General features: G+C 71.8%; 23 protein-coding genes. 12 read left to right on the plus strand and 11 right to left on the minus strand.

The genetic code is table 11. From position 1 onward, the window contains the following. Positions 1 to 3: 3 nt before the first annotated feature. On the minus strand, positions 4 to 2,061 hold the full coding sequence (locus tag ACFY1S_RS01700) for a serine/threonine-protein kinase (RefSeq protein WP_387111648.1): 2,058 nt from the start codon (positions 2,059 to 2,061) through the stop codon (positions 4 to 6). Positions 2,062 to 2,266: 205 nt separating this feature from the next. Here ACFY1S_RS01700 and ACFY1S_RS01705 point away from each other — a divergent pair, with 205 nt between their 5' ends. Further along, positions 2,267 to 3,850 (plus strand): methylmalonyl-CoA mutase family protein, encoded by a 1,584-nt coding sequence (locus tag ACFY1S_RS01705; RefSeq protein ID WP_364368204.1) that lies wholly within the window; start codon positions 2,267 to 2,269, stop codon positions 3,848 to 3,850. A 530-nt stretch (positions 3,851 to 4,380) separates the two neighbouring features. Beyond that, positions 4,381 to 5,640, plus strand: coding sequence for an amidohydrolase (locus ACFY1S_RS01710; RefSeq protein WP_387111652.1), 1,260 nt, complete (start codon positions 4,381 to 4,383; stop codon positions 5,638 to 5,640). On the opposite strand, the gene ACFY1S_RS01715 is transcribed toward ACFY1S_RS01710, so the two are convergent. Then, entirely contained in the window at positions 5,597 to 6,562 is a 966-nt protein-coding gene (locus ACFY1S_RS01715; RefSeq protein ID WP_387114221.1) for a DUF4349 domain-containing protein, read from the minus strand. The two genes, ACFY1S_RS01710 and ACFY1S_RS01715, sit on opposite strands and share 44 nt — an antisense overlap. Positions 6,563 to 6,655: 93 nt before the next feature. On the opposite strand from ACFY1S_RS01715, the gene ACFY1S_RS01720 reads away from it, so the two are divergent. The 4 genes from ACFY1S_RS01720 (at position 6,656) to ACFY1S_RS01735 (ending at position 10,065) form a co-directional block, all read left to right on the plus strand. Beyond that, positions 6,656 to 7,285 carry an MBL fold metallo-hydrolase gene (locus tag ACFY1S_RS01720; protein WP_387111654.1) on the plus strand — a complete coding sequence of 210 codons (630 nt, stop codon included), beginning with the start codon at positions 6,656 to 6,658 and terminating at the stop codon, positions 7,283 to 7,285. Between the two features lie 3 nt (positions 7,286 to 7,288). Next, the gene (locus ACFY1S_RS01725; RefSeq protein ID WP_387111657.1) at positions 7,289 to 8,233 is read left to right on the plus strand and encodes a hypothetical protein; all 945 of its coding nucleotides are present in this window, start codon (positions 7,289 to 7,291) and stop codon (positions 8,231 to 8,233) included. Between the two features lie 74 nt (positions 8,234 to 8,307). Further along, complete coding sequence (locus ACFY1S_RS01730; protein ID WP_387111659.1) at positions 8,308 to 9,042, plus strand: hypothetical protein; 735 nt, start codon at positions 8,308 to 8,310, stop codon at positions 9,040 to 9,042. Between the two features lie 63 nt (positions 9,043 to 9,105). Then, positions 9,106 to 10,065 carry a GNAT family N-acetyltransferase gene (locus ACFY1S_RS01735; RefSeq protein WP_387111662.1) on the plus strand — a complete coding sequence of 320 codons (960 nt, stop codon included), beginning with the start codon at positions 9,106 to 9,108 and terminating at the stop codon, positions 10,063 to 10,065. Between the two features lie 72 nt (positions 10,066 to 10,137). Here the strand turns inward: ACFY1S_RS01735 and ACFY1S_RS01740 are convergent, their stop codons facing one another. After that, on the minus strand, positions 10,138 to 10,593 hold the full coding sequence (locus ACFY1S_RS01740) for a gamma-glutamylcyclotransferase (RefSeq protein WP_387111665.1): 456 nt from the start codon (positions 10,591 to 10,593) through the stop codon (positions 10,138 to 10,140). Positions 10,594 to 10,699: 106 nt separating this feature from the next. Between ACFY1S_RS01740 and ACFY1S_RS01745 the strand changes: the two genes are divergently transcribed. Continuing rightward, positions 10,700 to 12,103: an NAD(P)H-quinone dehydrogenase gene (locus ACFY1S_RS01745; protein WP_387111668.1), complete on the plus strand. Its 1,404-nt coding sequence runs from the start codon at positions 10,700 to 10,702 to the stop codon at positions 12,101 to 12,103. A gap of 2 nt (positions 12,104 to 12,105) precedes the next feature. On the opposite strand, the gene ACFY1S_RS01750 is transcribed toward ACFY1S_RS01745, so the two are convergent. Together ACFY1S_RS01750 and ACFY1S_RS01755 are read right to left on the minus strand one after the other, a co-directional pair. Further along, on the minus strand, positions 12,106 to 12,732 hold the full coding sequence (locus ACFY1S_RS01750) for a DUF998 domain-containing protein (protein ID WP_387111671.1): 627 nt from the start codon (positions 12,730 to 12,732) through the stop codon (positions 12,106 to 12,108). A 141-nt stretch (positions 12,733 to 12,873) separates the two neighbouring features. Beyond that, on the minus strand, positions 12,874 to 13,488 hold the full coding sequence (locus tag ACFY1S_RS01755) for a DedA family protein (protein WP_387111674.1): 615 nt from the start codon (positions 13,486 to 13,488) through the stop codon (positions 12,874 to 12,876). 517 nt (positions 13,489 to 14,005) lie between these two features. Here ACFY1S_RS01755 and thrS point away from each other — a divergent pair. Further along, positions 14,006 to 15,223: a threonine--tRNA ligase gene (gene thrS / locus ACFY1S_RS01760; RefSeq protein ID WP_387111676.1), complete on the plus strand. Its 1,218-nt coding sequence runs from the start codon at positions 14,006 to 14,008 to the stop codon at positions 15,221 to 15,223. A 4-nt stretch (positions 15,224 to 15,227) separates the two neighbouring features. Here the strand turns inward: thrS and ACFY1S_RS01765 are convergent, their stop codons facing one another. From ACFY1S_RS01765 to ACFY1S_RS01780, 4 genes are read right to left on the minus strand one after another with little or no spacing between them, the layout of a single operon-like run. Further along, positions 15,228 to 17,273, minus strand: coding sequence for an ABC transporter ATP-binding protein (locus ACFY1S_RS01765; RefSeq protein ID WP_387111680.1), 2,046 nt, complete (start codon positions 17,271 to 17,273; stop codon positions 15,228 to 15,230). Further along, on the minus strand, positions 17,270 to 19,003 hold the full coding sequence (locus tag ACFY1S_RS01770) for an ABC transporter ATP-binding protein (RefSeq protein ID WP_387111683.1): 1,734 nt from the start codon (positions 19,001 to 19,003) through the stop codon (positions 17,270 to 17,272). The genes ACFY1S_RS01765 and ACFY1S_RS01770 overlap by 4 nt, the downstream gene beginning before the upstream one ends. Next, complete coding sequence (locus tag ACFY1S_RS01775; protein ID WP_364368166.1) at positions 18,997 to 19,479, minus strand: MarR family transcriptional regulator; 483 nt, start codon at positions 19,477 to 19,479, stop codon at positions 18,997 to 18,999. The genes ACFY1S_RS01770 and ACFY1S_RS01775 overlap by 7 nt, the downstream gene beginning before the upstream one ends. Positions 19,480 to 19,503: 24 nt before the next feature. Then, positions 19,504 to 19,950, minus strand: a complete 447-nt coding sequence (locus tag ACFY1S_RS01780) for a DoxX family membrane protein (RefSeq protein WP_387111687.1) — start codon at positions 19,948 to 19,950, stop codon at positions 19,504 to 19,506. A gap of 84 nt (positions 19,951 to 20,034) precedes the next feature. On the opposite strand from ACFY1S_RS01780, the gene ACFY1S_RS01785 reads away from it, so the two are divergent. Next, a complete protein-coding gene (locus tag ACFY1S_RS01785; RefSeq protein WP_387111690.1) occupies positions 20,035 to 20,580 on the plus strand; it encodes a TetR/AcrR family transcriptional regulator in 546 nt (181 codons plus the stop codon). A 47-nt stretch (positions 20,581 to 20,627) separates the two neighbouring features. Here ACFY1S_RS01785 and ACFY1S_RS01790 read toward each other — a convergent pair whose 3' ends face one another. After that, positions 20,628 to 22,067: a GuaB1 family IMP dehydrogenase-related protein gene (locus tag ACFY1S_RS01790; RefSeq protein WP_387111693.1), complete on the minus strand. Its 1,440-nt coding sequence runs from the start codon at positions 22,065 to 22,067 to the stop codon at positions 20,628 to 20,630. Positions 22,068 to 22,136: 69 nt separating this feature from the next. Next, the gene (locus ACFY1S_RS01795) at positions 22,137 to 23,888 is read right to left on the minus strand and encodes an acetyl/propionyl/methylcrotonyl-CoA carboxylase subunit alpha (RefSeq protein ID WP_387111696.1); all 1,752 of its coding nucleotides are present in this window, start codon (positions 23,886 to 23,888) and stop codon (positions 22,137 to 22,139) included. A 138-nt stretch (positions 23,889 to 24,026) separates the two neighbouring features. Between ACFY1S_RS01795 and ACFY1S_RS01800 the strand changes: the two genes are divergently transcribed. From ACFY1S_RS01800 to ACFY1S_RS01810, 3 genes are all read left to right on the plus strand, one after another. After that, positions 24,027 to 24,647, plus strand: a complete 621-nt coding sequence (locus ACFY1S_RS01800; protein WP_387114224.1) for a PadR family transcriptional regulator — start codon at positions 24,027 to 24,029, stop codon at positions 24,645 to 24,647. Between the two features lie 112 nt (positions 24,648 to 24,759). Further along, positions 24,760 to 25,719, plus strand: coding sequence for an ATP-binding cassette domain-containing protein (locus tag ACFY1S_RS01805; RefSeq protein WP_387111699.1), 960 nt, complete (start codon positions 24,760 to 24,762; stop codon positions 25,717 to 25,719). A gap of 18 nt (positions 25,720 to 25,737) precedes the next feature. Then, entirely contained in the window at positions 25,738 to 26,493 is a 756-nt protein-coding gene (locus tag ACFY1S_RS01810; RefSeq protein WP_354817453.1) for an ABC transporter permease, read from the plus strand. Positions 26,494 to 26,542: the final 49 nt, after the last annotated feature.

The following is a 26,542-nucleotide window of genomic DNA, read 5'->3' on the forward strand; positions in this document are numbered from 1 at the left end:
GGCTCAGCCGTCCCCGGTGAGCTGGAACGTGCGCACCATCTCGTCGAAGATGGGCTTGCTCTCGGCGAACTTGGCGTCGGTGGCGGTCAGGTAGAACGAGTACGCCTTGCCGCCCTGCGCCACACCCCGCCAGACGCCGTGCCGCATGGTGTCGCCCTCGCCACATGTGTACTCGAATTCGGCTGCCGGTTGGCTTGCCAGCTCCGTCTCCGTGGCGCTGATCTGGGCGTACGGCTTGACGCAGGAGGTGCTCCTGGTCTTGAGGCCGTTCTCGGCCGTCTCCGCCCACCGGGCGGAGCTGCTGGACCACTTCTCGGTGATGATGCGCACCTTGCGACCGCTGTCCTCCGGGTCGATGTAGTCGGTGTAGGAACCGCCGGTGGCCTTTTTCCAGCCCTTGGGCACCATCACCTGGATGCCTCGGGCGGCATGTTCCTGCATCTCGACGCCGGGGCCCGCGGCGGCGGACGGCGAGGGCTGCGCCTGCGGCGCGCTCGGGGCCGGATCGTCGCCGCCGGAGAGCGCCACCACGGTGATCAGCAACACGACGGCCAGCCCGCCGGCCGCGGCGAGCTGGACCTTGCGCGGCCAGCCCTTGACGGTGCTGACCAGTTGACCGCCGGTGGCCCGGACCTTGTCGAGCGCGCCGCCGCTGGACGTGGCGGGCGTCGTCCACGGCTGGCCGGTGCCCGGCACCGACCACTGGTTGCCGCCGCCGTAGGTGCCGCCGATCCGCTGGGTGGCCTCCGGCGCGCCGCCGTACCCGACCTGCTGGGTGGCGTCGGACTGGTTACCGTAGGTGACCCGCTGGGTGGCGTCCGGGTGCGCCCCGGCGTCCACCCGCTGGGTGGCGTCGGCGTTGCCGCCGTAGGTGCGCCCGACGGCGGGCCGCCCGGGGGCGGGCATCGCGCCGGTCGGGGTGTGCAGCGGACCGGCCAGCGCGTCGGCGCTGGTCTCGTCGAGCCTGGCGGCGCCTGCGGGAGCGGCAGGCGGCGGGCGTTCGCCGCGACGCAGCGCCGCCAGCCGGTCGGTCAGGGACTCGTCGGCGGCCAGCATCGCCCGGCCGCCGATCTGGTTGTCCGGCTTGGGCTCCGGCTGCGCCGGCGGGTGTACGGGTGCGGGGCGCTGCTGCACCGGCACCACGGCGTACGGGTCGGTGACCGAGTGCACTGCGGTGGCGGTGCTGCCCAGCGGGCCGGCGAGCAGCTCGCGGAGCATGGCCCGGGAGGTGTGCACGTCCAGGCGGCGGGCCGGGTCCTTCTCCAGCAGACCCATCAGCACCCGGGTCAGCGGGCCGCTGCGCTGCGGCGGGGCCGGCGGGTCCTCGACCACCGCGTGCATGGTCTCGATCGGGTCGCCCTTGTCGAACGGCGGCCGGCCCTCGACCGCCGTGTAGAGCGTCACACCGAGCGAGAACAGGTCGCTCGGTGGGCCGAACTCCTGGCCCATGGCCCGCTCGGGTGAGATGAAGTGCGGCGAGCCGAGCACCATGCCGGGGGTGGTGAGCTGCACGTCGGTGGGCATCCGGGCCACACCGAAGTCGGTAAGCACGCAGCGGCCGTCGGTGCAGATCAGCACGTTCGCCGGCTTGACGTCGCGGTGCAGCACGCCGATCGCGTGCGCGACCTCCAGCGCCCCGAGCAGCGCGATGCCGATCTTGGCGACGGCGCGGGGAGCGACCGGACCGTCCTCGATCACCATGTCGGCGAGGCTGCGCGCGTCCAGCAGCTCCATCACGATCCACGGGCGACCGGCCTCGGTGACCACGTCGTACACCTGCACCACTGCCGGGTGCTGGATCGCGGCGGCGGCGCGGGCCTCGCGCAGGGTGCGTTCGTACATGGCGTCGCGGTCGCTGGGGGCCAGCCCCGGGGGCAGGACGACCTCCTTCACCGCCACGTCACGGCGCAGCAACGTGTCTGTGGCGCGCCAGACCGTACCCATGCCGCCGTTGCCCACCGAGGACCGCAGCGAGTACCGGTCACCGATGGTGGTGCCGGGTGCTGCGCGGCCGTTGGCGGGACTGACTGGTCCGCCGCTCCACGTCGGGATCTGAGTCACAGAAAAGCCACCGGGGGAAATCGAGGGGGCTGGGACACAACCCCCCTATCTTGCTGGGTCCGACGCCCGATATGAAAGCCGACGCGACGGGCGTTTATCGAAGTCGACAGAACGTGCCCTGTCGTTCACCTCCTGTCGACCGGTCGGGACGCAGTGTGCGGTATCCCTCACCCGACGACATGCCCGGGCGTCCTACCATCCGGGGATGAGTGAACGGCGGTCAAGCGAGTCCGGTTTTCCGATCAAGGGCGTCTACACGGGTGCCGACCTTCCGGAGGACCTGGACTCCCGGCTGGGCGGTCCCGGCGAATTCCCGTACACCCGGGGCGTCTACCCCACCATGTACACCTCCCGCCCGTGGACCATGCGCCAGTACGCCGGTTTCGGCACCGCCACCGAGTCCAACGCGCGGTACCACCAGCTGTTGCGGGCCGGCACCATGGGTCTCTCGGTCGCGTTCGACCTGCCGACCCAGATGGGCTACGACTCCGACGAGCCGATCGCGCACGGCGAGGTCGGCAAGGTAGGCGTGGCCATCGACTCCATTGAGGACATGCGGCTGCTCTTCGCCGACATCCCGCTGGACAAGGTGTCCACCTCGATGACCATCAACGCGCCCGGCTCGGTGCTGCTGCTGCTCTACCAGCTCGTGGCCGAGGAGAACGGGGTGCCGGGCGCGGCGCTCAACGGCACCATCCAGAACGACATCCTCAAGGAGTACATCGCCCGGGGGACGTACATCTTCCCGCCGAAGCCGTCGCTGCGCCTGGTGGCCGACACGTTCGCGTACTGCCGCAAGGAGGTGCCGAAGTGGAACACCATCTCCATCTCCGGCTACCACATGGCCGAGGCCGGCGCGACGCCCGCGCAGGAGATCGCGTTCACCCTGGCCAACGGCGTGGAGTACGTGCGGGCGGCGCTCGCCGCCGGGCTCGCCGTTGACGACTTCGCGCCCCGGCTGTCGTTCTTCTTCGTGGCCCGCACCACGCTGCTGGAGGAGGTGGCGAAGTTCCGCGCCGCCCGGCGGATCTGGGCCCGACTGATGCGTGACGACTTCGGCGCCAAGGATCCGAAGTCGATGATGCTGCGGTTCCACACCCAGACCGCAGGCGTGCAGCTCACCGCGCAGCAGCCCGAGGTCAACCTGGTCCGGGTGGCGGTGCAGGGGTTGGGCGCGGTGCTCGGTGGCACCCAGTCGCTGCACACCAACAGCTTCGACGAGGCCATCGCGCTGCCCACCGAGAAGGCCGCCCGGCTCGCGCTGCGGACCCAGCAGGTGCTGGCGTACGAGACTGACCTGACCGCCACGGTGGACCCGTTCGCCGGCTCGTACGTGGTGGAGGCGATGACGGCCGAGATCGAGGCCGCCGCCGTGGAGCTGATGGAACGGGTGGCGGACCACGGGTCGGCGGTGGACGCCATCGAGGCCGGGTTCCAGAAGCGGGAGATCGAGCAGTCCGCGTACCGGATCGCCCAGGAGATCGACTCGGGTGAGCGGGTGGTGGTGGGGCTCAACCGGTTCACGGTGGACGAGGAGGAGCCGTACGAGCCGCTGCGGGTCGACCCGGCGATCGAGGCGGCGCAGGCCGAGCGGCTGGCGCGGCTGCGCGCCGAGCGGGACGCCGACGCGGTGGCGCGGGCGCTCGCCGACCTGCGGGCCGCCGCCGACGGTACGGAGAACGTGCTGTACCCGATGAAGGAGGCGCTGCGGGCCCGCGCCACGGTGGGTGAGGTCTGCGGGACGCTGCGCGAGGCGTGGGGGCTGTACCGGCCGACCGATCGGTTCTGATCGCCCTTCTGTCGTTTTCCCAGGTCAAGGGGTGTTTCCGGGCTTCGGCGGAGCTACCGTGGAGGGCGGAACCCCTGGGCGGCGTGGCCCTCGCGGGGGCGTTTGCGGTGTGCTCACCGCGGTTTGCGGGTACCTCGACCGGGTCGTCGGGACGCACACCCTGTGCGGTGACGGTGGTCCCGTGCGTGTGAGCGTCTTTCCGGCTCGTTGCGGAGCGTGGTCGGCTAATTGTCGGAGTGTCAGTTCATCACCCCGACTAATGCGACAATTCGCAACAGGGGCCGGTGACCGGCACCGAGATTCGTGACCGCCGGGATCGGTTACGCGTTGTAGGAGGTGAGGGGCAGATGACGGCCTTCGACCGCGATCTACCTGCTGTCCCGCACCTCTCCGAGCGTTCCCAGCAGGGCATACGTGACGCTGCGCGGTCCGATCATTACCGGAACGAGGTTGCGCAGCGTCACCGCCGGAGGTCTAGGCTGTCTGCTGTTCCCGATGATCCATCCATTTCTAGTGATCGAGAATTCGACGTGACGAGTGCGTTGACGCTGCCCACCGGCAGCCAGCTGGCGTCGTCCTGGCCGGAGCCGCCGCCCGGTTCCCAGCCGCTGCCCAGCGACCTGGACCACCTCCTGGCGCTCCGGGTACCCGGGCTGATCGCCACGCGCCGTCACATCCACTCGCACCCCGAGCTGTCCGGCACGGAGTTCGAGACGGCCGCCCTGATCGCCCGGGAGCTGTCCCTGGCCGGCCTGCAACCTCGGCTGCTGCCCAAGGGCAACGGCGTGATCTGCGACATCAACGGCCGCCCCGACGGCCCGGTCGTGGCGCTGCGCGCCGACATCGACGCGTTGCCGCTGGACGACTCCAAGGACGTGCCCTACCGGTCCACCGTGGAGGGCGTCTGCCACGCCTGCGGCCACGACGTGCACACCACGATCATGCTCGGCGTCGGCATGCTGCTGGCCCAGCTCGCCGACCTCGGTGAGCTGGACGGCCGGGTCCGGCTGATCTTCCAGCCGGCCGAGGAGATCCTGCCCTGCGGTTCGCTGGAGGTCATCGAGGCCGGTGGCCTGGACGACGTGGTGCAGATCTTCGCCCTGCACTGCGACCCGAACCTGCCGGTCGGCCAGGTCGGCCTGCGGGTCGGCCCGATCACCGCGGCCGCCGACAACGTCACCGTCCGGCTCTCCGGCCCCGGCGGGCACACCGCCCGTCCGCACCTGACCGTCGACCTGGTCGACGCGCTCGGCCGGCTGATCACCGAGGTGCCCGCCCTGGTCAGCCGCCGGGTGCCGGCCAACAGCGGCCTGCTGCTGGTCTTCGGCCACGCCTCGGCCGGCACCCGCTACAACGTCATCCCGTCCGAGGCCAGCGCGTCCGGCACCCTGCGGGTGATGGACCGCGACACCTGGGAGCAGGCCCCGAAGATCGTCGCTCAGGTGGTCCGGGACGTGATCGCCCCGACCGGCGCGACTGTCGACCTGGAGTACCTGCGCGGCCGGCCACCCGTGTGCAACGACTCCCGGGCCATCCAGGTGCTGACCGCCGCCACCGGCGCCGCCCTCGGCCCGCAGGGGATCGCCGAGACGCCGCAGAGCATGGGCGGCGAGGACTTCTCCTGGTATCTGGAGTACGTCCCCGGCGCACTCGCCCGCCTCGGCGTGGGACGCTCCGGCCCCAACGTCGACCTGCACCGCGCGTCGTTCGACGTGGACGAGGGGGCCATCCCGGCAGGCGTACGCGTCATGGTGCAGACCGCGCTGCGGGCACTTGCGGCGGCGCGCTGACCGGAGCGACAAGGGCGGGTGACTTCCGCCGCCGTCGCAGCACGACCAGCAGCACCGCAAGCGGTACGCCGAGCGCCACCAGCCACGGCAGCAGCGCGCCCAGCACCGTGAGCAGGACGGTCATCGAGACGACGAAGGCCTTCCAGCCGCCCCGGAGCCCGACCAGGAAGCCGGTCTGGGCCTTCTCCTCGGTGGCCTTCGCGGCCGGCCCGGCCAGCGACACGGTGACCGTGGAGAGGGCGGTCAGGTCGGCGAGGCGTCGCTTCTTCGCCTCCAACGAGGCCAGGTCGGCCTCCCGGCGGCCCAACTCGTTCTCCAACGACACCAGGTCGGCGATCGAGGTGGCGCGGGCCAGCAACCGGCGGGCGCTGTCCACCCGGGCACGCTGACTGGTGATCCGGGCGTCCAGGTCGACTGTCTCCTCGGTGACGTCCTGGGTGCTGATTTCCCGGCTCTGCTGCCGGCCGAGCTTCGCGATCTCCTCCACCACGCCTGTGAACCTCGCCGCCGGCACCCGCAGCTCCAACTCCGCCACCGCGTCGGCGTCGGCGCTGCGTCGCTGGTCACCGCCGACGAAGCCGCCGGCCCGGGTGGCCACGGCGGCGACCTCGCGGGCGGCCGCGTCCACATTGTCGACCTGCACCCGCATCGCTCCGGTGTAGATGATCGCCCGCTGGTCGACCCGCAGGTCCGGTGCGCCCGCTCCGGCGGCCCCCGGCGCTTCCGCTGCGGCGTCCCGGCCCGCCTCGCCGCCGACGACCGGCGCCTTGGCCGCCGAACCCGCGCTGTCCCGTGCCCCGCTGTCGTCGCCGCCGGCACCGCAGCCCGTCACGGCCAGCGCCGCCAGCAGTGTCGTCGCCGCCAGCAGTGCGCCGCGGCGTCGTCCCTCCCGTTTGTCCATCCCCGCTCCCATCGTTGTCAGCCGGTGTGGCGATACCTCGGACGTGGCGCGCGCGGCGGCTGGTTCCGGCAGACTGCGCTGAGGACGTCACGATTCGATAATCGAGGAGTCACGATGCGGCTCACCAAGTACGCGCACTCCTGCCTCCGGGTGGAACACGACGGGGGAGTGCTGGTCGTCGATCCGGGGGTGTTCAGCGATCCGGCGGCGTTGGACGGGGCCGACGCGGTGCTGATCACCCACGAGCATCCCGACCACCTCGACCTGGCGGCGGTGCGCCTGGAACTCGACAGGCGGCCGTTCCCGATCCACGGGCCCGCCGCGATCGCCGGCACCCTCGGCGACGCGGCAGAGGTGCTGCGCCCGGTCACGACCGGCGAGTCGTTCACCGCCGCCGGCATCGCCATCCGGGCGTACGGCGGGAAGCACGCGGTGATCCACCCGGACATCCCGGTGATCGACAACCTCGGCTACCTGATCAACGACGTGGTCTACCACCCCGGTGACGCCCTCGTGGTGCCGGAGGAGACACCTGTCGACACGCTCTTCGCGCCGATCCACGCCCCCTGGTCGAAGTTCTCCGAGGTCCTCGACTTCATCCGGGCGGTCGCACCCCGACGCGCGTACGCCCTGCACGACGCGCTGCTCAACGACAACGGGCTGGGTGTGCTCAACCGGCAGTACGCGGCGCTGTCCGGCACCGAGTACCAGCGGCTGGAGCCCGGTAGCCGGGTGGACGTCTGAGCGATGCCCGGCCCCTCCCCGGAGCTGGTACGACAGCTCTACCGCATTCCGCCGGACCGGTTCGTGGCCGCCCGGGACGCGGCCGTGGCCGAGGCCCGGCGGGCCGGCGACCCGAAGTCCGCCCGGGAACTGGCCCGGCTGCGTCGTCCCACGGTGGCCGCCTGGCTGGTGAACCTGCTCGCGATCCGCCGCCCCGAACTGGTCGCCGACCTGGTGCAGCTCGCGGACGCGCTGCGGTCCGCCCAGCGGGACCTGCGCGGGCCCCGGCTGCGGGAGTTGTCAGCCCAGCGTCGGGCCGTGGTCGGCGCCCTGGTCGCCGAGGTCCGCAAGCTCGCCGCTGCGGAGCCCGACGCACCGCCCGTCGGCAAGCTGCCGCTGGCCGAGGTGGAGACAACTCTCAACGCGGCGCTGTCCGACGCCGAGGTCGCCGAACAGGTCCGGGCCGGGCGCCTGCTCAGGTCGGCCACGTACGCCGGCTTCGGCGAGGTGCCCCGACCTCAGCTGCGTCTGGTCACCGGCACCGAGGAGAAGCCGGAGCCGCGCCAGCCGGCAACCAGGCGCGTCCGCACCGAGGCGGCTCCCGACCGGGCCGCCGAGCGCGCCGCGCGGGCCGCCCGCGCCGAACGGGACCGGCAGCGCCGGGCACTGGACCGGGAACTCGCCAAGGCCCGTGCCGATCAGCAGCGGGCCGAGGCCGAGTTGACCGAGGCGAGCGGGCAGGAGCGGGACGGCGCCGAGGCGCTGGACTCGATCGAGGCCGAGCTGGCCGAGTTGGAGCGCCGGCGGGCGGTCGCCGAGCAGGACCTCAGCCGGGCCAAACTCGCCAGGCGCGCGGCCGAGCGGGCGGTCACGGCGGCCCGGCGGCGCGCCGGCGAGGTCGAGGCGGCGGTGGAGGCGTTGGCGGCCGAAGAGGGGACTGCGGACTCCGCCGGTGGCGCGGCAGACTGACGATCGATGGACGACGACGAGCGGGCCTGCGGTCCGGCGGTTCCGGGCCGGAGCGGGCCGGGGTGGGCGCTCGGATGACACCGGAGCAGGTCGCCGCCGCCAGCAAACCCGTCGTGCTCGATCTGGGCGACGCGTTCAGCCGTAGCCCGACCACGCTGCGGCGGGCCCGGCTGCTCGGCATCTCCGGCTGGGCGTTCTACATCAGCGGCCGGGCCGGCGCGCTCGGCGACGTACGTGCCGAGACGGCCGCCGCCGCCCTCGGCTTCGTCGCGCCGGACGCGGTCGCCGACGGCTGGGACGCCGCCGCCCGGACCGTCCGGCCGGTCGAGGTGGCCGCCGCGAGTTTCGCCGAATGCTGCCGGTGGGGCACCCAGCAGCTCGGTCCGCTGCCCGGGACCGAACGCCTGTCCGCGCTCGTCGAGCGGGCGGTGGGAGCCGCGGACGCCAGCGGGATGCCGCTCTTCGCCGCCTGGCGGGCCATGCCGCTACCGGAGAACACCCCGGGCGCCCGCACCGCCGCCGGGTTGCGACTGCTCCGCGAACACTTCACCGGCGCGTACCTGCTGGCCGTGCGCGCCGCCGGGATGACACCGCTGGAGGCGGTGCTGGCCGGCCCGGAGGGGGAGGCCGGAGCGGTGGCCTGCGGCTGGCCCCCTCCGTACCCGCCGATCGGGCCGCTGGTGCGTCGGCGGCTGTGGGCGGAGGCGGTGACCAACCGGTTGGCCGCGCCGGCGTTCGCGGCGCTCGGCCCGGCCGACGGCGCCGAACTGGTGGAACTGCTGCACCGCACCCGGGCCGACCTGGGCTGACCCGACCGGCGGCGACGAAAAATGGGCGGCGCCGGAGCCGATCGGCTGCCAGGATCACCAGCCGTGACCCTCCCCGCAGGTTGGACCACGCGCCGACCCACCCTCGACGACGTTCCGGCGATCCTCGCGGTGGTGCACGCCGCCGACACCTTCGCCATCGGCCATCCCGACTTCGACGCCGACGATGTGACGGCGTCACTCACGGCACCCTTCTTCGACCCGACACGCGACTCCTGGCTGGCTGTCGACCCGGACGGCACCGTGGTCGGCTGGGCGACAGTGGACAACCCGACAGGGGTCGGCCGGGAGTTCGTGGAGGTCTACGTCGACCCGGTACGCGCCGCGACGGTCCGGGCGCCGCTGCTGGCCCGACAACTGGAACGGGTCGCCGAGCGCGCCGCCGAGCGGGGGCTGCCCTCGCTCACGGTCCGCTGCACGGTCTGCGCGCCGGAACGCGACTGGGAGCGGGACCTGCGGGCGGCCGGTTTCACCCGCGCCAAGCGGTACGTCCGGATGAGCCGGCCTCTGGCCGACCTGCCCGACGAGCCGGCGGCCCCGCCCGGCGTGCGGGTGCGGCCGGTACGCCCCGACGACGAGGCCGACCTGCGGGAGTTCCACCGCATCCACGAGTCGGCCTTCGCCGACACCCCCGATCACGAGCCGCTGCCCTACGACCGCTGGCGGGCCCGGATCGGTGACCTGACCGCCTGGGACGAGTGGTTGGTCGCCGAGGTGGACGGGGTGCCCGCCGGGGCGTTGCAGTCCTCGGACCAGGCGCTCGACCAGCAGGAGGGCTGGGTGAAGAAGCTGTCGGTGCTGTCCGCGTACCGTCGGCGGGGTGTGGGTGCGGCGTTGCTGCGCCGCGCCTTCGCCCGCTACGCCGCGAAGGGCCGACGCTCGGCCGGCCTGGGCGTCGACCTGACCAACCCGACCGCGCCCCTGTCGCTGTACGAGTCGGTGGGCCTGCGGGAGACCCTGTGGACCGACATGTACGAGCGTGTCGTCCCGGCCGCCGGTGTGTGATTGACGACGCCCGCGGCACCCGGCGGACGCGCCGGTCGCTGACGGTTGCAGACTGGGGGCGTGGGATACGCGCTACGCGGACGCGGTGCCGGTGGGGCGGGACCGCAGCTCGTTGACGTAGTCGTCCGGCGCGCCCGCCTTCTCGGCGGCGTTCGCGATCTCGGAGAGATACCACGACGTGGGCAGGCCACCCTCGTACCCGTTGAACACGTAGATCCACGCGGTCACGTCGCCGTCGAGGGTGGAGACCCGCACGTGCAGCTTGCGGTACGTGCCGGCGGTCGCCCCCTCCAGCTCGTCGAGCTGGGCCGCGTCGTACGGGTGGATGTCGTAGATCGCCACGAACACCCGGTCGCCGGGGGACTCGACGACCGTGGTCACCGCGCCCTCCCAGCCGATCACGTCCTCGCCGGCGAAGGTCAGCCGCCACCCCTCGAGCCAGCCGGTGCCCACCATCGGCGAGTGCGGGCAGTAGGCGCGCATCCGGGCGGGATCAAGGTTTGAGCCGTAGGCGGCGTGATGACGCACGGCGATGACGATAGCCCGGCGGACGGGTGGGGGAGAATACGACTGTGCGTGTCGGGTGCGTTCGGGAGAAGAAAGTCACTGTGAGCATCAACGAAGGGCGAACGCTGTGAGCCGGATTGTGATCATCGGCGGAGGGCCGGCCGGGTACGAGGCGGCCCTCGTCGCCGCCCAGCTGGACGCCGATGTCACCGTCGTGGAGGCAGACGGTGCGGGCGGGGCGTGCGTGCTCTCCGACTGCGTACCGTCGAAGACCTTCATCGCCAGCTCGGGGGTGGTCACCGGCTACCGGGACACCGAGGAGTTCGGTGTGCACTCGGACGGCCTGGAGGCGGTGACCGTCGACGCGCGGGCGGTGCACGAGCGGGTCAAGCGGCTGGCGCTCGCGCAGTCCGCCGACATCCACGCCAAGCTGCTCAAGGCCGGGGTCACCTTCGTGGCCGGCACGGCCCGGCTCGGTGAGGACGCTCTCGGGCACACCCACCTGGTCGTCGTCACCCCCGCCGACGGCTCCGAGGAGTACTCGATCGCCGCGTCCTCGGTGCTGGTGGCCACCGGTTCGACGCCCCGGCAGCTGCCCACCGCCGTGCCGGACGGCGAACGCATCCTGACCTGGCGTCAGGTGTACGACCTGCCCGAGCTGCCCGAGCACCTGATCGTCGTCGGGTCCGGTGTGACAGGTGCGGAGTTCGCGAGCGCGTACCTCGCCATGGGTGTCGAGGTCACCCTGGTCTCCAGCCGCGATCGGGTGATGCCGCACGAGGACGCCGACGCGGCGTCCGCCATCGAGCGGGTGTTCCGTAACCGGGGCATGGAGATCCTCAACAACTCCCGGGCGGACGCGGTGCGCCGTACCGCCGACGGTGTCGAGGTGGAGCTGTCCGACGGCCGCAAGGTCACCGGCTCGCATGCCCTGATCGCGGTCGGCTCGATCCCGAACACGGCAAACCTGGGCCTCGCCGAGTACGGCGTGGAGCTGGGCCGGGGCGGCTATATCACTGTCGACCGGGTCTCCCGGACCAACGTGCCAGGCATCTATGCCGCCGGTGACTGCACAGGGGTTCTGCTGCTGGCCAGCGTCGCCGCCATGCAGGGCCGGATCGCGATGTGGCACGCGCTCGGCGAGGCGGTCCGCCCGCTGCGGCTGCGGACCGTCGCGGCGAACGTCTTCACCGACCCGGAGCTGGCCACCGTGGGTGTCTCGCAGGACGAGGTGGACGCCGGGAAGGTGCCGGCCCGGCAGGTGATGCTGCCGTTGTCCGGTAACGCCCGGGCCAAGATGGACGACTTCTCCGACGGCTTCGTGAAGTTGTTCTGCCGGCCGGCGAGCGGTCAGGTGATCGGAGGGGTGGTGGTCGCGCCGAAGGCCAGCGAGCTGATCCTGCCGATCACGATGGCCGTGGAGAACAACCTGACAGTCAACGAGCTGGCGCAGACGATCACCATCTACCCGAGCCTGTCCGGTTCGATCACCGAGGCCGCCCGCCAGCTGATGCTCCACGAGCTGGAGTAGCCCTAGCCGGTGGTGACGCGCGTTGCCGGGCCGGAACGGGCGAGGACGAGCGCCACCGCCGTCAGTACGCCGACCTCGGTGAGGATGAGCAGACGCTCGGCCAGCCCGATCAACATGCGGTCGCCGGGGTACGCCGACCAGACCATTGCCCCGGCGAGGGCGAGACTGGCCACCGCCAGTCCGCGCAACCAGCGGGCGGCGGGCGTCAGCTGATCGCGCCGGGCGAGCAGCCAGCCGCCGGCCGGGAGTGCCAGGAAGGCGACCACCGAGGCGTACCGGTGCAGGTACGCAGCGGTGGTCATGGCTGTGCCCGGTTCGTTCGTCGGCACCACCGCGGCCAGCAGCAGCCCGGCCACCCACGCGCCGAGCAGCAACTCGGCCGTCCGACCGGAGCGCGGTCCGGGTGGGCCGGTACGGCGCAGGCCGTGGAGCAGTGCCACGGTGGCGAGCGCCAACACCACCATGGCGACGTCGATGACGCCCCCTCGGTCGGAGACGGCGAAGTCGCTGATGGTCAGCGTCCACGGGTTGAGGTCGTCGTTGACCTCCAGGTGACCGATCACGGTGAGCAGCGTCGCCACGGCGATCCCGCCGAGGGCCAGTAGGCCGGTGTTCCGGGTTCCAGGCATGCTTCAGCCTGTCGCCGCGGGCACCCCAGCCGGATCCGGGACGTCCACCGAAATCCGCCCCCGGGACCACCCCTAGAGGCCCGAATCTCACGTCGATCTTGCACTTGTGGTCGTGCTTATGCCCGGCGAGTCCGGCGACACTCAGTCCAGGGGAAGTTGGGCGGCGGCGCGGGCGTGGCGGGCGCTGACCAGGGTCATGGCCCATCCGGCGGCGGCGAAGCCGGCAGCCGCGGCGGTGGCGATGATGGCCAGCCGCCACGCCGACTCGGTGAGCGCGGTGCCGCCGAGGTGCCCGACAAGCGCGCCGTACGTGGCCCAGCCCAGCGCGGCGACCGCCTCGTACAGCACGAACAGCCGGTACGGGTAGCGGCTGCGGCCGGCCGAGAAGCAGGCCGCCATCCGGCCGCCGGGCACGAACCGGCACAGCAGGATCACCATCGGCCCGGGTTGTCGGAGCCCCTGGGTGACCCGGTTGGCCATCCGGCGGGCCCGGCTCGGCTCCGCGTGCCGGGGTGCCCGGCGGTCGGGAGCGCCTCGACCGAGCAGGTAGCAGGCCAGGTCACCGGCGAACACGCCGAGCGCGCCGACGGCGATGGTGACAGGCAGGCTGAGCCCGCCGTAGACGGTGAGCGCACCACTGGTGATCATGACGATCTGGGTGGGGATCACCGGGACGAAGGCGTCCGCGATCAGCAGAGCGAGCAGCACCAGGTACGCCCACGCCGGCGACGCGACGTCAGTGAGTAGTTCGGGCACGCCTGCCACCTCGCCGGATGCGGCCGATTGGGTGTCTCGAGCCTGACGGCGTGTCCGGCGTCACCGTGGACAGCCCTGGCCCGGCGTGACCGTCGACACGGCCAGGCCACCCCTGTTCAACGAGGCGAGCGGACCTCGGGTGACGGTTCCGGGGGTCGTCCCAGCCCCGTCGGAGCGGGCGGCGGATCAGCGCCCGTCGGCGTACCGTTGTCGGCGCGGCTCCGCCCGTCGGGTCCCCCGTTCCTGACGATTTCGAGCCGCCAGGGCCGCCGGCGGGTCCCGCGCCGGCGGCCCACCCCCTGCGCGCCGCCGCTAATCCGGGTGCGTCTGCGAGTGCCAGGCGGGTAGCGTCGCCGTATGCGCAGTGCGGTTGTGGTGACCACGACGCCGGGTGTCCCCGGCGCGCCGCTCTGACGTAACCACAGTCGACAAGGCCCCGGGGCGATCCGCCCTCGAGGGCCCTGCGGCGTTCGGTGTCCAGGTCGCCTCCGGGTCGTACCCGATCCAGGAGCCCGACATGATCGACCACCGTAGGCTCGGCCGTGAGCTGGACCTCTTCGTCTCCGATCCGCTGGCCGGCGCCGGCCTGCCGATCTGGCTGCCCGCCGGCGCCGCCGCCCGGCACGCCGTGGAGGAGTACGTCCGGGAGTTGGAGCGCCGCTCCGGCCACCAGCACGTCTACTCGCCGCCGCTGGGCAAGCGCGAACTCTTCGAACTCTCCGGGCATCTCGGCTACTTCGCCGACGACATGTTCCCGCCGATGCGGTTGAGCGCCGACGACGAGTTCGTGCTCCGGCCGGCGCTCTGCCCGCACCACGCGCTCGTGTTCCGGGCCCGGGGCCGCTCCTACCGGGAGTTGCCGCTGCGGGTTGCGGAGCTGGGCGGGATGTACCGCTCGGAGCGCTCCGGGGTGCTCGGTGGGCTGTCCCGGGTACGCGCCATCTCGCTCAACGACGCGCACACCTTCTGCGCGCCGGAGCAGGTGGGCGCGGAGGTCGCCGAGATCCTGGGGCTGATCCGGGCGGCGCACGCCGCGCTCGGCGTCCGCCCGGCCGGGTTCCGGCTGTCGCTGCGCGGGCCGGGCGGGAGGTACGTCGGAGACGACGCGCAGTGGGCGTACGCCGAGGATCTGCTCCGGGGGGCGCTGGCCGGGGTGGAGTACGTCGAGGCGCCCGGGGAGGCGGCCTTCTACGGCCCGAAGGTCGACATCCAGATCGTCGACGCGGCCGGTCGGGAGTCGACCATCTCCACCATCCAGGTCGACTTCGACAAGCCGGAGCGGTTCGACCTGTCGTACACCGACGCGGACGGCGGCAGGCGTCGGCCGGTCATGGTGCACCGCAGCCTGGTCGGCAGCATGGAGCGCCTGTTCGCGTACCTCATCGAGGTGCACGAGGGCGCCTTCCCGGCCTGGTACGCGCCGGTCCAGCTGGTGCTGCTGCCGGTGGACGCCGGGCAGGTCGACGCGGCGGGCGAGTTGGCCCGGCGGGCCGTCGACGCCGGTCTGCGGGTCGAGGTCGACGTCGCCGGCTCGTTGGGCACCCGGGTCCGGGACGCGGCCCGCCGCCGCGTCCCGTACCTCGGGGTGCTGGGTGCCCGGGAGGTGGCCGACGGGCACCTCGCGCTGCGCCTGCGCGGCGGCGACGCCCTGGCCCCGATGCCCGCCGGCGCCGCGCTCGCCCTGATCGGCGGGCAGGTCGCGGCCCGATCGGCGGATCTGCTCCCCCCGGACTGACACGTCAGACCGACGCCGGTTGAGCGGCGGTGGCCGGCTCCTCGTCGACCACCGCCCCGGTGAACTGGGAGCGGTAGAGCCTGTGGTACGCGCCCTGGGCGGCGAGCAACTGCTCGTGGGTGCCCTGCTCGACGATCCGGCCGTTCTCCATCATCAGGATCAGGTCGGCGTCGCGGATGGTGGAGAGCCGGTGCGCGATGACGAAGCTGGTGCGGTCCGAGCGCAGCGCCGCCATCGCCCGCTGGAGCAGCACCTCGGTGCGGGTGTCCACCGAGCTGGTGGCCTCGTCGAGGATCAGCAGCGACGGTTCGGCCAGGAACGCGCGGGCGATGGTGATGAGCTGCTTCTCGCCGGCGCTGACGTTGCTGCCCTCCTCGTCGATGACCGTGTCGTAGCCGTCGGGCAGGCTGCGCACGAACCGGTCCACGAAGGTGGCCCGCGCCGCCGCCACGATCTCGTCCTCGGTGGCGTCCGGCCGGCCGTAGGCGATGTTGTCGCGGATGGTGCCGCCGAAGAGCCAGGTGTCCTGGAGCACCATGCCGATCCGGCCGCGCAGGTCGTCGCGGCGCATCGTGGTGATGTCCACGCCGTCGAGCGTGATCCGGCCGGCGTCCAGCTCGTAGAAGCGCATGACCAGGTTGACAAGTGTGGTCTTGCCGGCGCCGGTCGGCCCGACGATGGCCACCGTGTGACCCGGCTCGGCGACAAGCGACAGGTCGTCGATCAGCGGCTTGTCCGGCTCGTAGCGGAACGAGACGTGTTCGAACTCGACCCGGCCGTGCGGGTCGGCCACCCGTGCCGGCTCGGCCGGGTCGGGCGTCTGCTCGTCGGCGTCGAGCACCGCGAAGACCCGCTCGGCCGACGCCACCCCGGACTGGAGCAGGTTGGCCATCGAGGCGAGCTGGGTGAGCGGCTGGGTGAACTGGCGGGAGTACTGGATGAACGCCTGCACGTCGCCGAGGCTCATCGTGCCGGAGGCGACCCGCAGCCCACCGACCACGGCGATGGCCACGTAGCTGAGGTTTCCGATGAACATCATCGACGGCATGATGATCCCGGAGATGAACTGGGCGCCGAAGCTGGCCCGGAACAACTCCTCGTTCTTCGCGTGGAACGCGGCCTCCACCTCACGCTGGCGACCGAAGACCTTCACCAGCTCGTGGCCCGTGTACGCCTCCTCGATCTGGCCGTTCAGCTCGCCGGTGTGCGTCCACTGCGCGATGAACTGCTTCTGTGAGCGCTTGGCGATCCGCTGGGTGACAAGCACCGACAGCGGTACGGCGACCAGGGCCACCAGCGCCAGCAGCGGCGAGATCCAGAACATCACGCCGAGGACGCCGACGACTGTCAGCAGGGACGTGAGCAGCTGGCTGAGGGTCTGCTGGAGGCTTGTGGAAATGTTGTCGATGTCGTTTGTGACCCGGCTGAGCAGCTCACCCCGGGGCTGCCTGTCGAAGTAGGGCAGCGGCAGCCGGTTCAGCTTCTCCTCCACCTCGGCGCGCAGCCGCAGCACGGTCCGCTGGACGACCCCGTTGAGCAGCCATCCCTGCCACCAGGACAGCACGCTGGCCGCCAGGTAGAGCCCGAGCGCCAGCAGCAGGACCCGGCTCAGGGCGTCGAAGTCGATGCCCACCCCGGGAACCACGTCCATCCGGGCCAGCATGTCGGCGAAGCTGGCGTTGCCGCTGGCCCGCGCGGCGGCGACGGCCTGCTCGGTGGTGGTGCCCGCGGGCAGCTGCCGACCGATCACACCAGTGAAGATCAGGTCGGTGGCGTGACCGAGGATCTTCGGCCCGGCCACACTGAACCCGACGCTCACCAGGGCCAACGTGATGACCGCGGCCAGGTGCAGCCGGTGCGGGCGGAGGCGACCGAGCAGCCGTCTGGCGGACGGCCCGAAGTTCATCGACTTCTCGGCGGGCATGCCGGCGCCCATCCACGGTGGGCCACCGCCCTGCCGGCCCGGAGGCAGCCGCTTGGGCGTCGGGCCGTCCGGTGCCGACTTCTGCTCGGGTACGGCCGCGGTTGGCGGCGTCTCGCGCTCGGTCATGCCGGCACCTCCGTCGTCTGCTGGGAGGCCACGATCTCGGCGTACGTCGGGCAGGACTTGAGAAGCTCAGCGTGTCGTCCCACTCCGACGACCCCTCCGTCCTCGAGAACGATGATCTGGTCGGCGTCCACGATCGTGGAGACCCGCTGGGCCACGATCACCACAGCGGACTGCGCGGTGACCGGCCGCAGGGCCGCCCGCAATCGCGCGTCGGTGCCGAGGTCGAGTGCGGAGAACGAGTCGTCGAACAGGTATATCTCCGGCTTGCGGACCAGGGCCCGGGCGATGGCGAGGCGTTGCCGCTGCCCACCGGAGACCGTGCTGCCGCCCTGGGCGATCGGCGCGTCCAGCCCGCCGGGCATCTGGGCCACGAAGTCCCGGGCCTGGGCGATCTCCAGGGCCGTCCACAGTTCCTCGTCGGTGGCGTCCGGATTGCCGTAGCGCAGGTTGCTGGCGACAGTGCCCGTGAACAGGTACGGCCGTTGCGGCACCAGCCCGATCCGACGCCACAGCTCGTCGGGGGCCAACTCGCGGACGTCCACCCCGTCGACGAGGACCGCGCCGGCGGTGACGTCGACCAGGCGGGGGATGAGCGACAGCAGTGTCGTCTTGCCCGCGCCGGTGCTGCCGATGATCGCCGTGGTGGTGCCTGGGGTGGCCCGAAAGGAGATGTCCCGCAGGACCGGGTCGACCGCACCCGGGTACTGGAAGCGCACGCCGCGCAGCTCCAACTCGGCCCGGCTGGGCAGTTCGGTGACCGGCGCGGCGGCGGGGACGACGGAGGAGTCGGTGTCCAGCACCTCGGTGATCCGTTCGGCGCAGACCGCGGCCCGGGGCACCATCATCAGCATGAAGGTCGCCATCATGACGGCCATCAGGATCTGCATCAGGTACTGCAGGAACGCGGTGAGCGCGCCGACCTGGATCGCGCCGGAGTCCACCCGCTGCGCGCCGAACCAGAGCACCGCCACGCTGGAGACGTTCAGCACCAGCATGACCACCGGGAAGATCAACGCCAGGAGCCGTCCGGTACGCAGCGCGGTGGCGGTCAGGTCGGCGTTGGCGACGCCGAAGCGGTCCGTCTCGTACGGCTCACGGACGAACGCGCGGACCACCCGGATGCCGGTGATCTGCTCGCGCAGCACCCGGTTGACCGTGTCGATCCGGGTCTGCATGAGCCGGAAGCCCGGCACCATCCGGCGGATGATCGAGCCGAGCGTGATGGCAAGCACCGGCACGCTCACCAGCATCAGCCAGGACAGCCCGATGTCCTCGCGCAGTGCCATGAACACGCCGCCGACGCTCATGATCGGTGCCGCGACGAGCATGGTGCAGCTCATCAGCACGAGCATCTGCACCTGTTGCACGTCGTTGGTGTTGCGGGTGATCAGCGACGGCGCCCCGAACCGGGCCACCTCGCGGGCGGAGAAGCGGTTGACGTGCCCGAACAACCTGGCGCGTACGTCCCGGCCGAAGCCCATCGCGACCTGCGCGCCGAGGTAGACGGCGGCGATCGAGCAGACGATCTGGATGAGGCTGACCAGCAGCATCCAGCCGCCGGTGCGCACGATGTAGCCGGTGTCGCCCCGGGCCACGCCCTGGTCGATGATGTCCGCGTTGAGGCTGGGCAGGTAGAGCGAGGCCATGGTGCCCACGAACTGGAGCAGCACCACCGCCAGCAGCGGTCTCTGGTAGGTGCGCAGTTGGTTGCGCAGTAGCCGGATCAGCACGCCGGATCCTTCGGGTCGGTGGGTCGTCCGGTCATCCGCGGGTCGTCTCCGCTGCCGATGACCTCGAGCAGGAACTCCCGGATGACCTGGGCCTTCGCCGGGTCGGCGTCGACCGAGGTGAGGGGGCGTCCGGAATGCATGAGTGCGCCGAGCGCGGCGACACGCTCCCGCCCGGCGGGGGTGATGGCGAGCCGGATGCTGCGCCTGTCGCTGTCGTCGCGCTGTCGTTCGACGAGCCCGTCACGGGCCAGTGTGTCGACGATGCCGGTCAGGGTCGCTGGGCGTACGAAGCCCTTTTCGGCGACCTCGCGGTGGGGCAGTTCGCCGTGTCGGGCGAGCGTCATCAGGGTGACCATGCCGGCCTGGGTGAGGCCGTGCTCCTCGGCGAGGTAGCGGTTCCAACGCTGCCCGACGAGGTGCCCGGCGACCACCAGCAGCCGACCGAGCGGCACGTCCTGGAGGGTGACGAGTTCCACGAGAGCAGGTTAGCTCCCTGATAGTCAGGGGCCAAACGAAATAGCGGCAGCCGTGGCGACGAACACGACCTGCAGGACGGTGCGCTGCCCGAGCGGGGTGACCGGACGCCCTGCGAGGGTCAGCTTCCGGCGCGCGGCCGACACGTTGGCCGGGAACATCGCGAGCATCAGCAGGCCCAGCGCGGCGGCGGCCCAGCGGGCGGTGGCCGGAACGAGCAGGCCGGCCGCGCCGGCCAGCTCCAGCACCCCGGTGAGCGTGACAAGCAGGTCGGGGCGGGGCAGTCGGGGCGGGACCATCGCGACCAGGTCGGCCCGGCGCTGCCCGGCGAAGTGCGCGACGCCGGTCAGCACGAACATCACCGCCAGCCCGACCCGCAGGTCGGGATGCCAGCCGTCGAGTGCGGAGATGCCGGCCAGGCCGGCGAGCCGGGCCAGCGCGGCGCCGACCACAAGGGCGATCAGGGGTGCCATCGGAATCCTCCTCGGCGGAAACTTGTCGGTGACAAGATTGCGCGTCACGGTGGAATCTTGTCAATGGCAAGATAGGATCGCCGCATGACCTCGTCGCGCGGGTACCACCACGGCGACCTCCGTCGCACCCTGCTCGCCGCCGCCGTGGAGGCGATCGACGAGGCCGGCCCGACGGCCCTGAGCCTGCGGGACCTCGCCCGCCGGGCCGGCGTCTCGCACGCCGCGCCGGCACACCACTTCGGCGACAAGGCAGGCCTGCTCACCGCACTGGCGGCCGAGGGCTTCGACGTGCTGGCCGAGGCGCTGGAGGCCGCCGACGACCTGCTGGCCGCCGGCGTGGCGTACGTCGACTTCGCCGTCGGGCACCGCGCGCACTTCGAGGTGATGTTCCGGCCCGAGCTCTACCGGGCCGATGATGCCGAGCTGGTCGCCGCGCGGGGGCGCTCCGGCGCCGCGCTCCGCTCGGGAGTGGCGACACTGTCCACAGCCGACACCGACCGGGACGCGCTCGCCGCCTGGTCGATCGCCCACGGCTTCGCCACGCTCTGGCTGGCCGGCGCCCTGCCGGACCGGGTGGGCGCCGATCCGCACGAGGCCGCCCGCGCGGTGCTGCGGCGACTGTTCGGCTGACCGGTCCCGAGTCTCCGGGTCAGGGCTGCGGGCCGCCCACCTGCTTGCTACCAGCTCGTCGGCAGCGGCATCCCCTCGGTGAAACCGGCGGCGCTCTGCACACCCACCACCGCCCGCTCGTGGAACTGTGTCAGGTTCCGCGCGCCGGCGTAGGTGAAGGCGCTGCGGACGCCGGCGATGATCTCGTCGATCAGGTCCTCGACACCGGGCCGGGTCGGGTCCAGGTACATCCGGGCCGAGGAGATGCCCTCCTCGAACACCGCCTTGCGGGCCCGGTCGTACGGGCTGTCGTCGGCGGTACGGGCGCTTACCGCCCGCGCCGAGGCCATCCCGAAGCTCTCCTTGTACCGACGCCCGTCCGGCTCGGTGTAGAGGTCACCTGGTGACTCGTAGGTGCCGGCGAACCAGGAGCCGACCATCACGTTCGACGCGCCGGCGGCGAGCGCGAGCGCGACGTCGCGGGGGTGCCGCACCCCGCCGTCCGCCCAGACGTGCCGGCCCATCTGGCGGGCGGCCGTCGAGCAGTCCAGCACGGCGGAGAACTGCGGCCGGCCCACCCCGGTCATCATCCGGGTGGTGCACATCGCGCCCGGCCCGACGCCGACCTTGATGATGTCGGCGCCCGCCTCGACCAGGTCGCGTACGCCCTCGGCGGTGACCACGTTGCCGGCCGCCACCGGGACGCCCGGGTCCAGCTTGCGGACCGCCCGCAACGCGGAGATCATCCGCTCCTGGTGGCCGTGCGCGGTGTCCACGACAAGTGTGTCCACCCCGGCCTCCAGCAGCGCGGCCGCCTTGCCTGTGACGTCACCGTTGATCCCGACCGCCGCCGCGATACGCAGCCGTCCCCGGTCGTCCACCGCCGGTGTGTAGAGGGTGGCCCGCAGGGCGCCCTGCCGGGTCAGCACCCCGACCAGCCGGCCGTCGGCGTCCACCACAGGGGCGAGCCGGCGACGGCCCGCCGAGAGCAGATCGAAGCCGGTACGTGGGTCCGCGTCCGCCGGTACGGTGTGCAGCTCGGTGGACATCACGTGCCGCAACTGGGCGAACCGGTCCACGCCCAAGGTGTCGGCCTCGGTGACCACACCCACCGGCCGGCCCGCCTCGTCGACCACGATCACCGCGCCGTGCGACCGCTTCGGCAGCAGGTGGATGGCGTCGCCGACGGTCTCGGTCGGGCCCAGGGTGATCGGGGTGTCGTAGACCAGGTGGCGCTGCTTGACCCAGGCGACGACGTTCGCCACCACCTCGATCGGGATGTCCTGCGGGATCACCGCGATCGCGCCCCGCCGGGCCACCGTCTCGGCCATCCGCCGGCCGGCGACCGCGGTCATGTTCGACACGACAAGCGGGATGGTGGTGCCGGTGCCGTCGCCGGTGGACAGGTCCACGTCGAGCCGGGAACCGAGGTCGGAACGGGCCGGCGCCATGAAGACGTCGGTGTAGGTCAGGTCGTGCGCGGGGACCGCGCCGTGAAGGAACCGCACCCGGCCATCATTGCCGCTCGTGGTCCGTCCCGCCGCCGGTGGTGTCCGAAACCACCCGCGACCAGCCCGTCACGCGATGGTGCAGATCGCGGCGCCGGAGGTGATCACGGCACCCACCTCGGCGGTCAGGCCGCTTACCGTACCCGCCTTGTGGGCGTGCAACGGCTGCTCCATCTTCATCGCCTCCAGCACCACCACCAGGTCGCCCTCGGCCACGGTGTCGCCGTCCGCCACCGCGATCTTGACGATGGTGCCCTGCATCGGCGAGGTCAACGCGTCGCCGCTGACCGGAGCGCCGGCCTTGGCGCCGCCGCCCCGCCGGCTCGGCTTACGCGAGGCCGGTGCCGCGGTGGTCGTACCCCCGCCGAAGCCGGCGGGGAGGCTCACCTCGAGGCGCTTGCCACCCACCTCGACCACGACGGTGTCGCGTTCGGCAGGCGCCTCGGCGGCGCCGGCGGCGGCGGCGAACGGCGGCACGGTGTTGTCGAACTCGGTCTCGATCCACCTGGTGTGCACGGTGAACGGCTCGGCGGTGAACGCCTCGTCCCGCACGACCAGGCGGTGGAACGGCAGGGCGGTGGCCATGCCGTCGACGACCATCTCGTCGAGCGCGCGGCGGGCGCGCTCCAGCGCCTCGGTCCGCGTCTCACCAGTGATGATCACCTTGGCGAGCAGTGAGTCGAAGTTGCCGCCGATCACGTCGCCGGCCGAGATGCCGGTGTCCACCCGCACGCCCGGGCCGGTGGGAAGCCGCAGCGCGGTGACCGTGCCCGGGGCGGGCAGGAAGTTGCGGCCCGGGTCCTCGCCGTTGATCCGGAACTCGATGGCGTGCCCGCGCGGCGCCGGGTCCTCGGTGATCCGCAGCTTCTCGCCGTCGGCGATCCGGAACTGCTCGCGGACCAGGTCGATGCCGGCGGTCTCCTCGGTGACCGGGTGCTCGACCTGGAGTCGGGTGTTGACCTCCAGGAAGGAGATCGTGCCGTCCCTACCGACCAGGTACTCCACGGTGCCGGCGCCGTGGTAGCCGGCTTCCCGGCAGATCGCCTTGGCACTGTCGTGGATCTGCGCCCGCTGGGCGTCGGTGAGGAACGGCGCGGGCGCCTCCTCGACGAGCTTCTGGTGCCGCCGCTGCAACGAGCAGTCCCGGGTGCCCACCACGATCACGTTGCCGTGCTGGTCGGCGAGGACCTGCGCCTCGACGTGCCGGGGCTGGTCCAGGTACCGCTCGACGAAGCACTCGCCCCGACCGAACGCGGCGACCGCCTCCCGGGTGGCCGACTCGAAGAGCTGGGGGATCTCCTCCATGGTCCGGGCCACCTTGAGACCGCGCCCGCCACCACCGAAGGCAGCCTTGATGGCGACCGGCAGGCCGTGGTCGACGGCGAACGCCATCACCTCGTCCGGGCTCGCGACCGGGTCCGGCGTGCCGGGGACCAGCGGAGCGCCGGCGCGCTGCGCGATGTGCCGCGCGGTGACCTTGTCACCCAGGTCGCGGATCGCCTGCGGGGTGGGGCCGATCCAGGTCAGCCCGGCGTCGATGACCGCCTGGGCGAAGTCGGCGTTCTCGGACAGGAACCCGTAACCCGGGTGTACGGCGTCCGCGCCGGACCGGGCGGCCACGTCGAGCAGCTTGTCGATGCGCAGGTACGTCTCGGTCGCGCTGTCCCCGCCCAGCGCGTACGCCTCGTCCGCGAGGGTGGCGTGCAGGGCGTCGCGGTCGGAGTCCGCGTACACGGCGACGCTGCCCAGGCCGGCGTCACGGCAGGCGCGGATGACCCGGACGGCGATCTCGCCGCGGTTGGCGATGAGTACCTTGCGCACCTTCGTGGCTCCTCCCGGGAAGTTACTGACGGGGAGTGTATCGGCCACCGTGGTGGCCCTAACGATCGCTCAGTGTGGGATGTGGCACTGACCCTAGTCAAACTTGGCTATTACGCTTGTCGGGTGTCCTCGACTCGAATGATGATCCTCGGTCTGGTGCGGTGGATGCAGCCCGTGCACGGCTACGACGTACGCCGTGAGCTGCTGAGTTGGAGCGCCGACAAGTGGGCGAACGTGCAACCCGGATCGATCTACCACGCGCTGCGCAAGCTCACCGAGGAGGGTCTGCTGCGGACGGTCGCCACCGAGCAGGTAGGTGCCCGGCCGGCCCGGACGACCTACGAGGTGACCCCCAAGGGGGAGGACGAGTTCGAGACCCTGCTGCGCAATCTCTGGTGGAACTTCGCCGAGCCGATCGACCCGTTCACCGCCGCGTTCTCCTTTCTTCCCGCCATGCCCCGCTCCGAGGCGGCGGCGGCGCTGCGCAACCGGGCCAACCTGCTGCGGGCCGGCATCGAGTCGATGCGCGCCTCGCTCCAGTCGGACTGGGTGCGCAACACCAAACCGGTGCACGTCGGTTGGATGTTCGAGCTGTGGTCGGCGCGGGCGGAGGCCGAGATGACGTGGTGTGAGCGGATCGCCGAGCGGATCGAGAGCGGCGTGTCGTACCTGCCTGCTGAGCTGGCGAACGCCGAGGGTTGGTCGGGTCGGCGCGACGGCGAGGAGCGGATCGACCCAACACGAAATAATCAACGTTGACCATAAGAGTTATATCGCGTTAGCCTGCTCTCGGCACAGCGGGGGAGTGCGCCGTCCGGCGTCGTTCCCACTCGACGGCCGGCCCGGCCGGCCAGACCGACCAGGAGCAGAAATGATCGAGACCAGAGGGCTGCGGAAGTCGTTCCGCTCCCGCGCGGGTCGAGAGACGAAGACGGTTGACGCCGTGCGGGGGGTCAACCTCGAGGTCGCCGAGGGCGAGATCTTCGGCTTCCTCGGCCCGAACGGCGCAGGCAAGACCACCACGCTGCGGATGCTCGCCACGCTTATCGAGCCGGACGGCGGAGACGCCACCATCGCCGGCGCCGACCTGCGCAAGGACCCGGCGGAGGTCCGGCGTCGCATCGGGTACGTCCCACAGGGCGGCAGCACCTGGGACGAGTCCACCGCCCGCGAGGAACTGGTGCTGCACGCCCGCATGTACGGCATCAGCAAGGCCGACGCGCAGCACCGCGCCGTCCGCGCCCTGGAAGCCTTCCAGCTCATCGAGTACGCCGACCGCAAGTGCAAGACCTACTCCGGCGGTCAGCGCCGGCGGGTCGAGATCGCGCTCGGCATCATCCACGAGCCGAAGGTCGTCTTCCTGGACGAGCCGACCACGGGCCTCGACCCGCAGAGCCGCGCCCACATGTGGGACGAGATCCGGCGCCTGCGCCGGGACGGGATGACCGTCTTCATCACCACGCACTACCTGGACGAGGCCGACGCGCTCTGCGACCGGATCGCGATCATGGATCACGGCGAGGTGGTGGCCGAGGGCACCCCGGCCGAGCTGAAGAGGGAGATCTCCGGCGACGTGGTGCTGGTCGGCCTCGACCTGACCGCGACCCCGCAGGCCGCGCAGACGCTCGACGGCGAGCCGTACGTCAACAAGCTGGAGACCGCCGACGAGGGCGGCCTGCGTCTCTACGTCGACGAGGGCGCCACCGCCATCCCGCAGGTGCTGCGCCGCCTGGACCACGCCGGGCTGGAGCTGCGCTCGATCGAGCTGCACCGTCCCAGCCTCGACGACGTCTTCCTCACCAAGACCGGCCGCTCGCTGCGCGAGTCCTGACCACCGGAGACGACTCTCATGAAATTCGCCCGTGACACGTGGCTGATCTTCCAGCGCCAGACCCAACTCCTGCTGCGCAACCCGGTCTGGGTCTTCGTCGGCGTCTTCCAGCCGGTGATGTACCTGCTGCTCTTCGCCCCACTGCTCAAGCCGGCGCTGAACGCGCCCACCCAGGCCGCCGCCTACAAGATCTTCGTACCCGGCCTGCTGGTGCTGCTGGCCATCTTCGGTGGCCTGTTCCAGGGCTTCGGCCTGATCGCCGAGCTGCGCGCCGGCGTCATCGAACGCTCCCGGGTCACCCCGATCAGCCGGCTCGCCCTCCTGCTCGGCCGCTCACTGCGCGACGTGGTCTCGCTCATCGTGCAGGCCGTCATCATCACCCTGCTGGCGCTCCTGTTCGACCTGCGGGTGTTCATCGGTGACCTGCTGTTGGCGTACCTGATGCTCGCCCTGATCGCGCTCATGACCTCGGCCGTCTCGTACGGCGTCGCGCTCAAGGTCAAGAGTGAGGACGCCCTGGCCCCGCTGATGAACACGGTGGCCCAGCCGGTGCTGCTGCTGTCCGGCATCCTGCTGCCGCTGACCTTCGCGCCCGGCTGGTTGCAGGGCATCGCCGACTGGAACCCGTTCTCCTGGGCGGTCGACGGCACCCGGGCGCTGTTCGCAGGTGACCTGGGCAGCGACAAGGTCTGGCAGGGCCTCACCATCACCGCGGTCCTCGCCGCATTGGGTGTCTTCTGGGCGGCACGCCAGTTCGCCCGCAGCGTCCGCTGACGCTCGGGGTGCTCCCCGCCTCCAGGGGAGCACCCCGCCGTCGGCGTGT

This window comes from Micromonospora sp. NPDC000663 (assembly GCF_042898105.1).
GTDB lineage: Bacteria > Actinomycetota > Actinomycetes > Mycobacteriales > Micromonosporaceae > Micromonospora.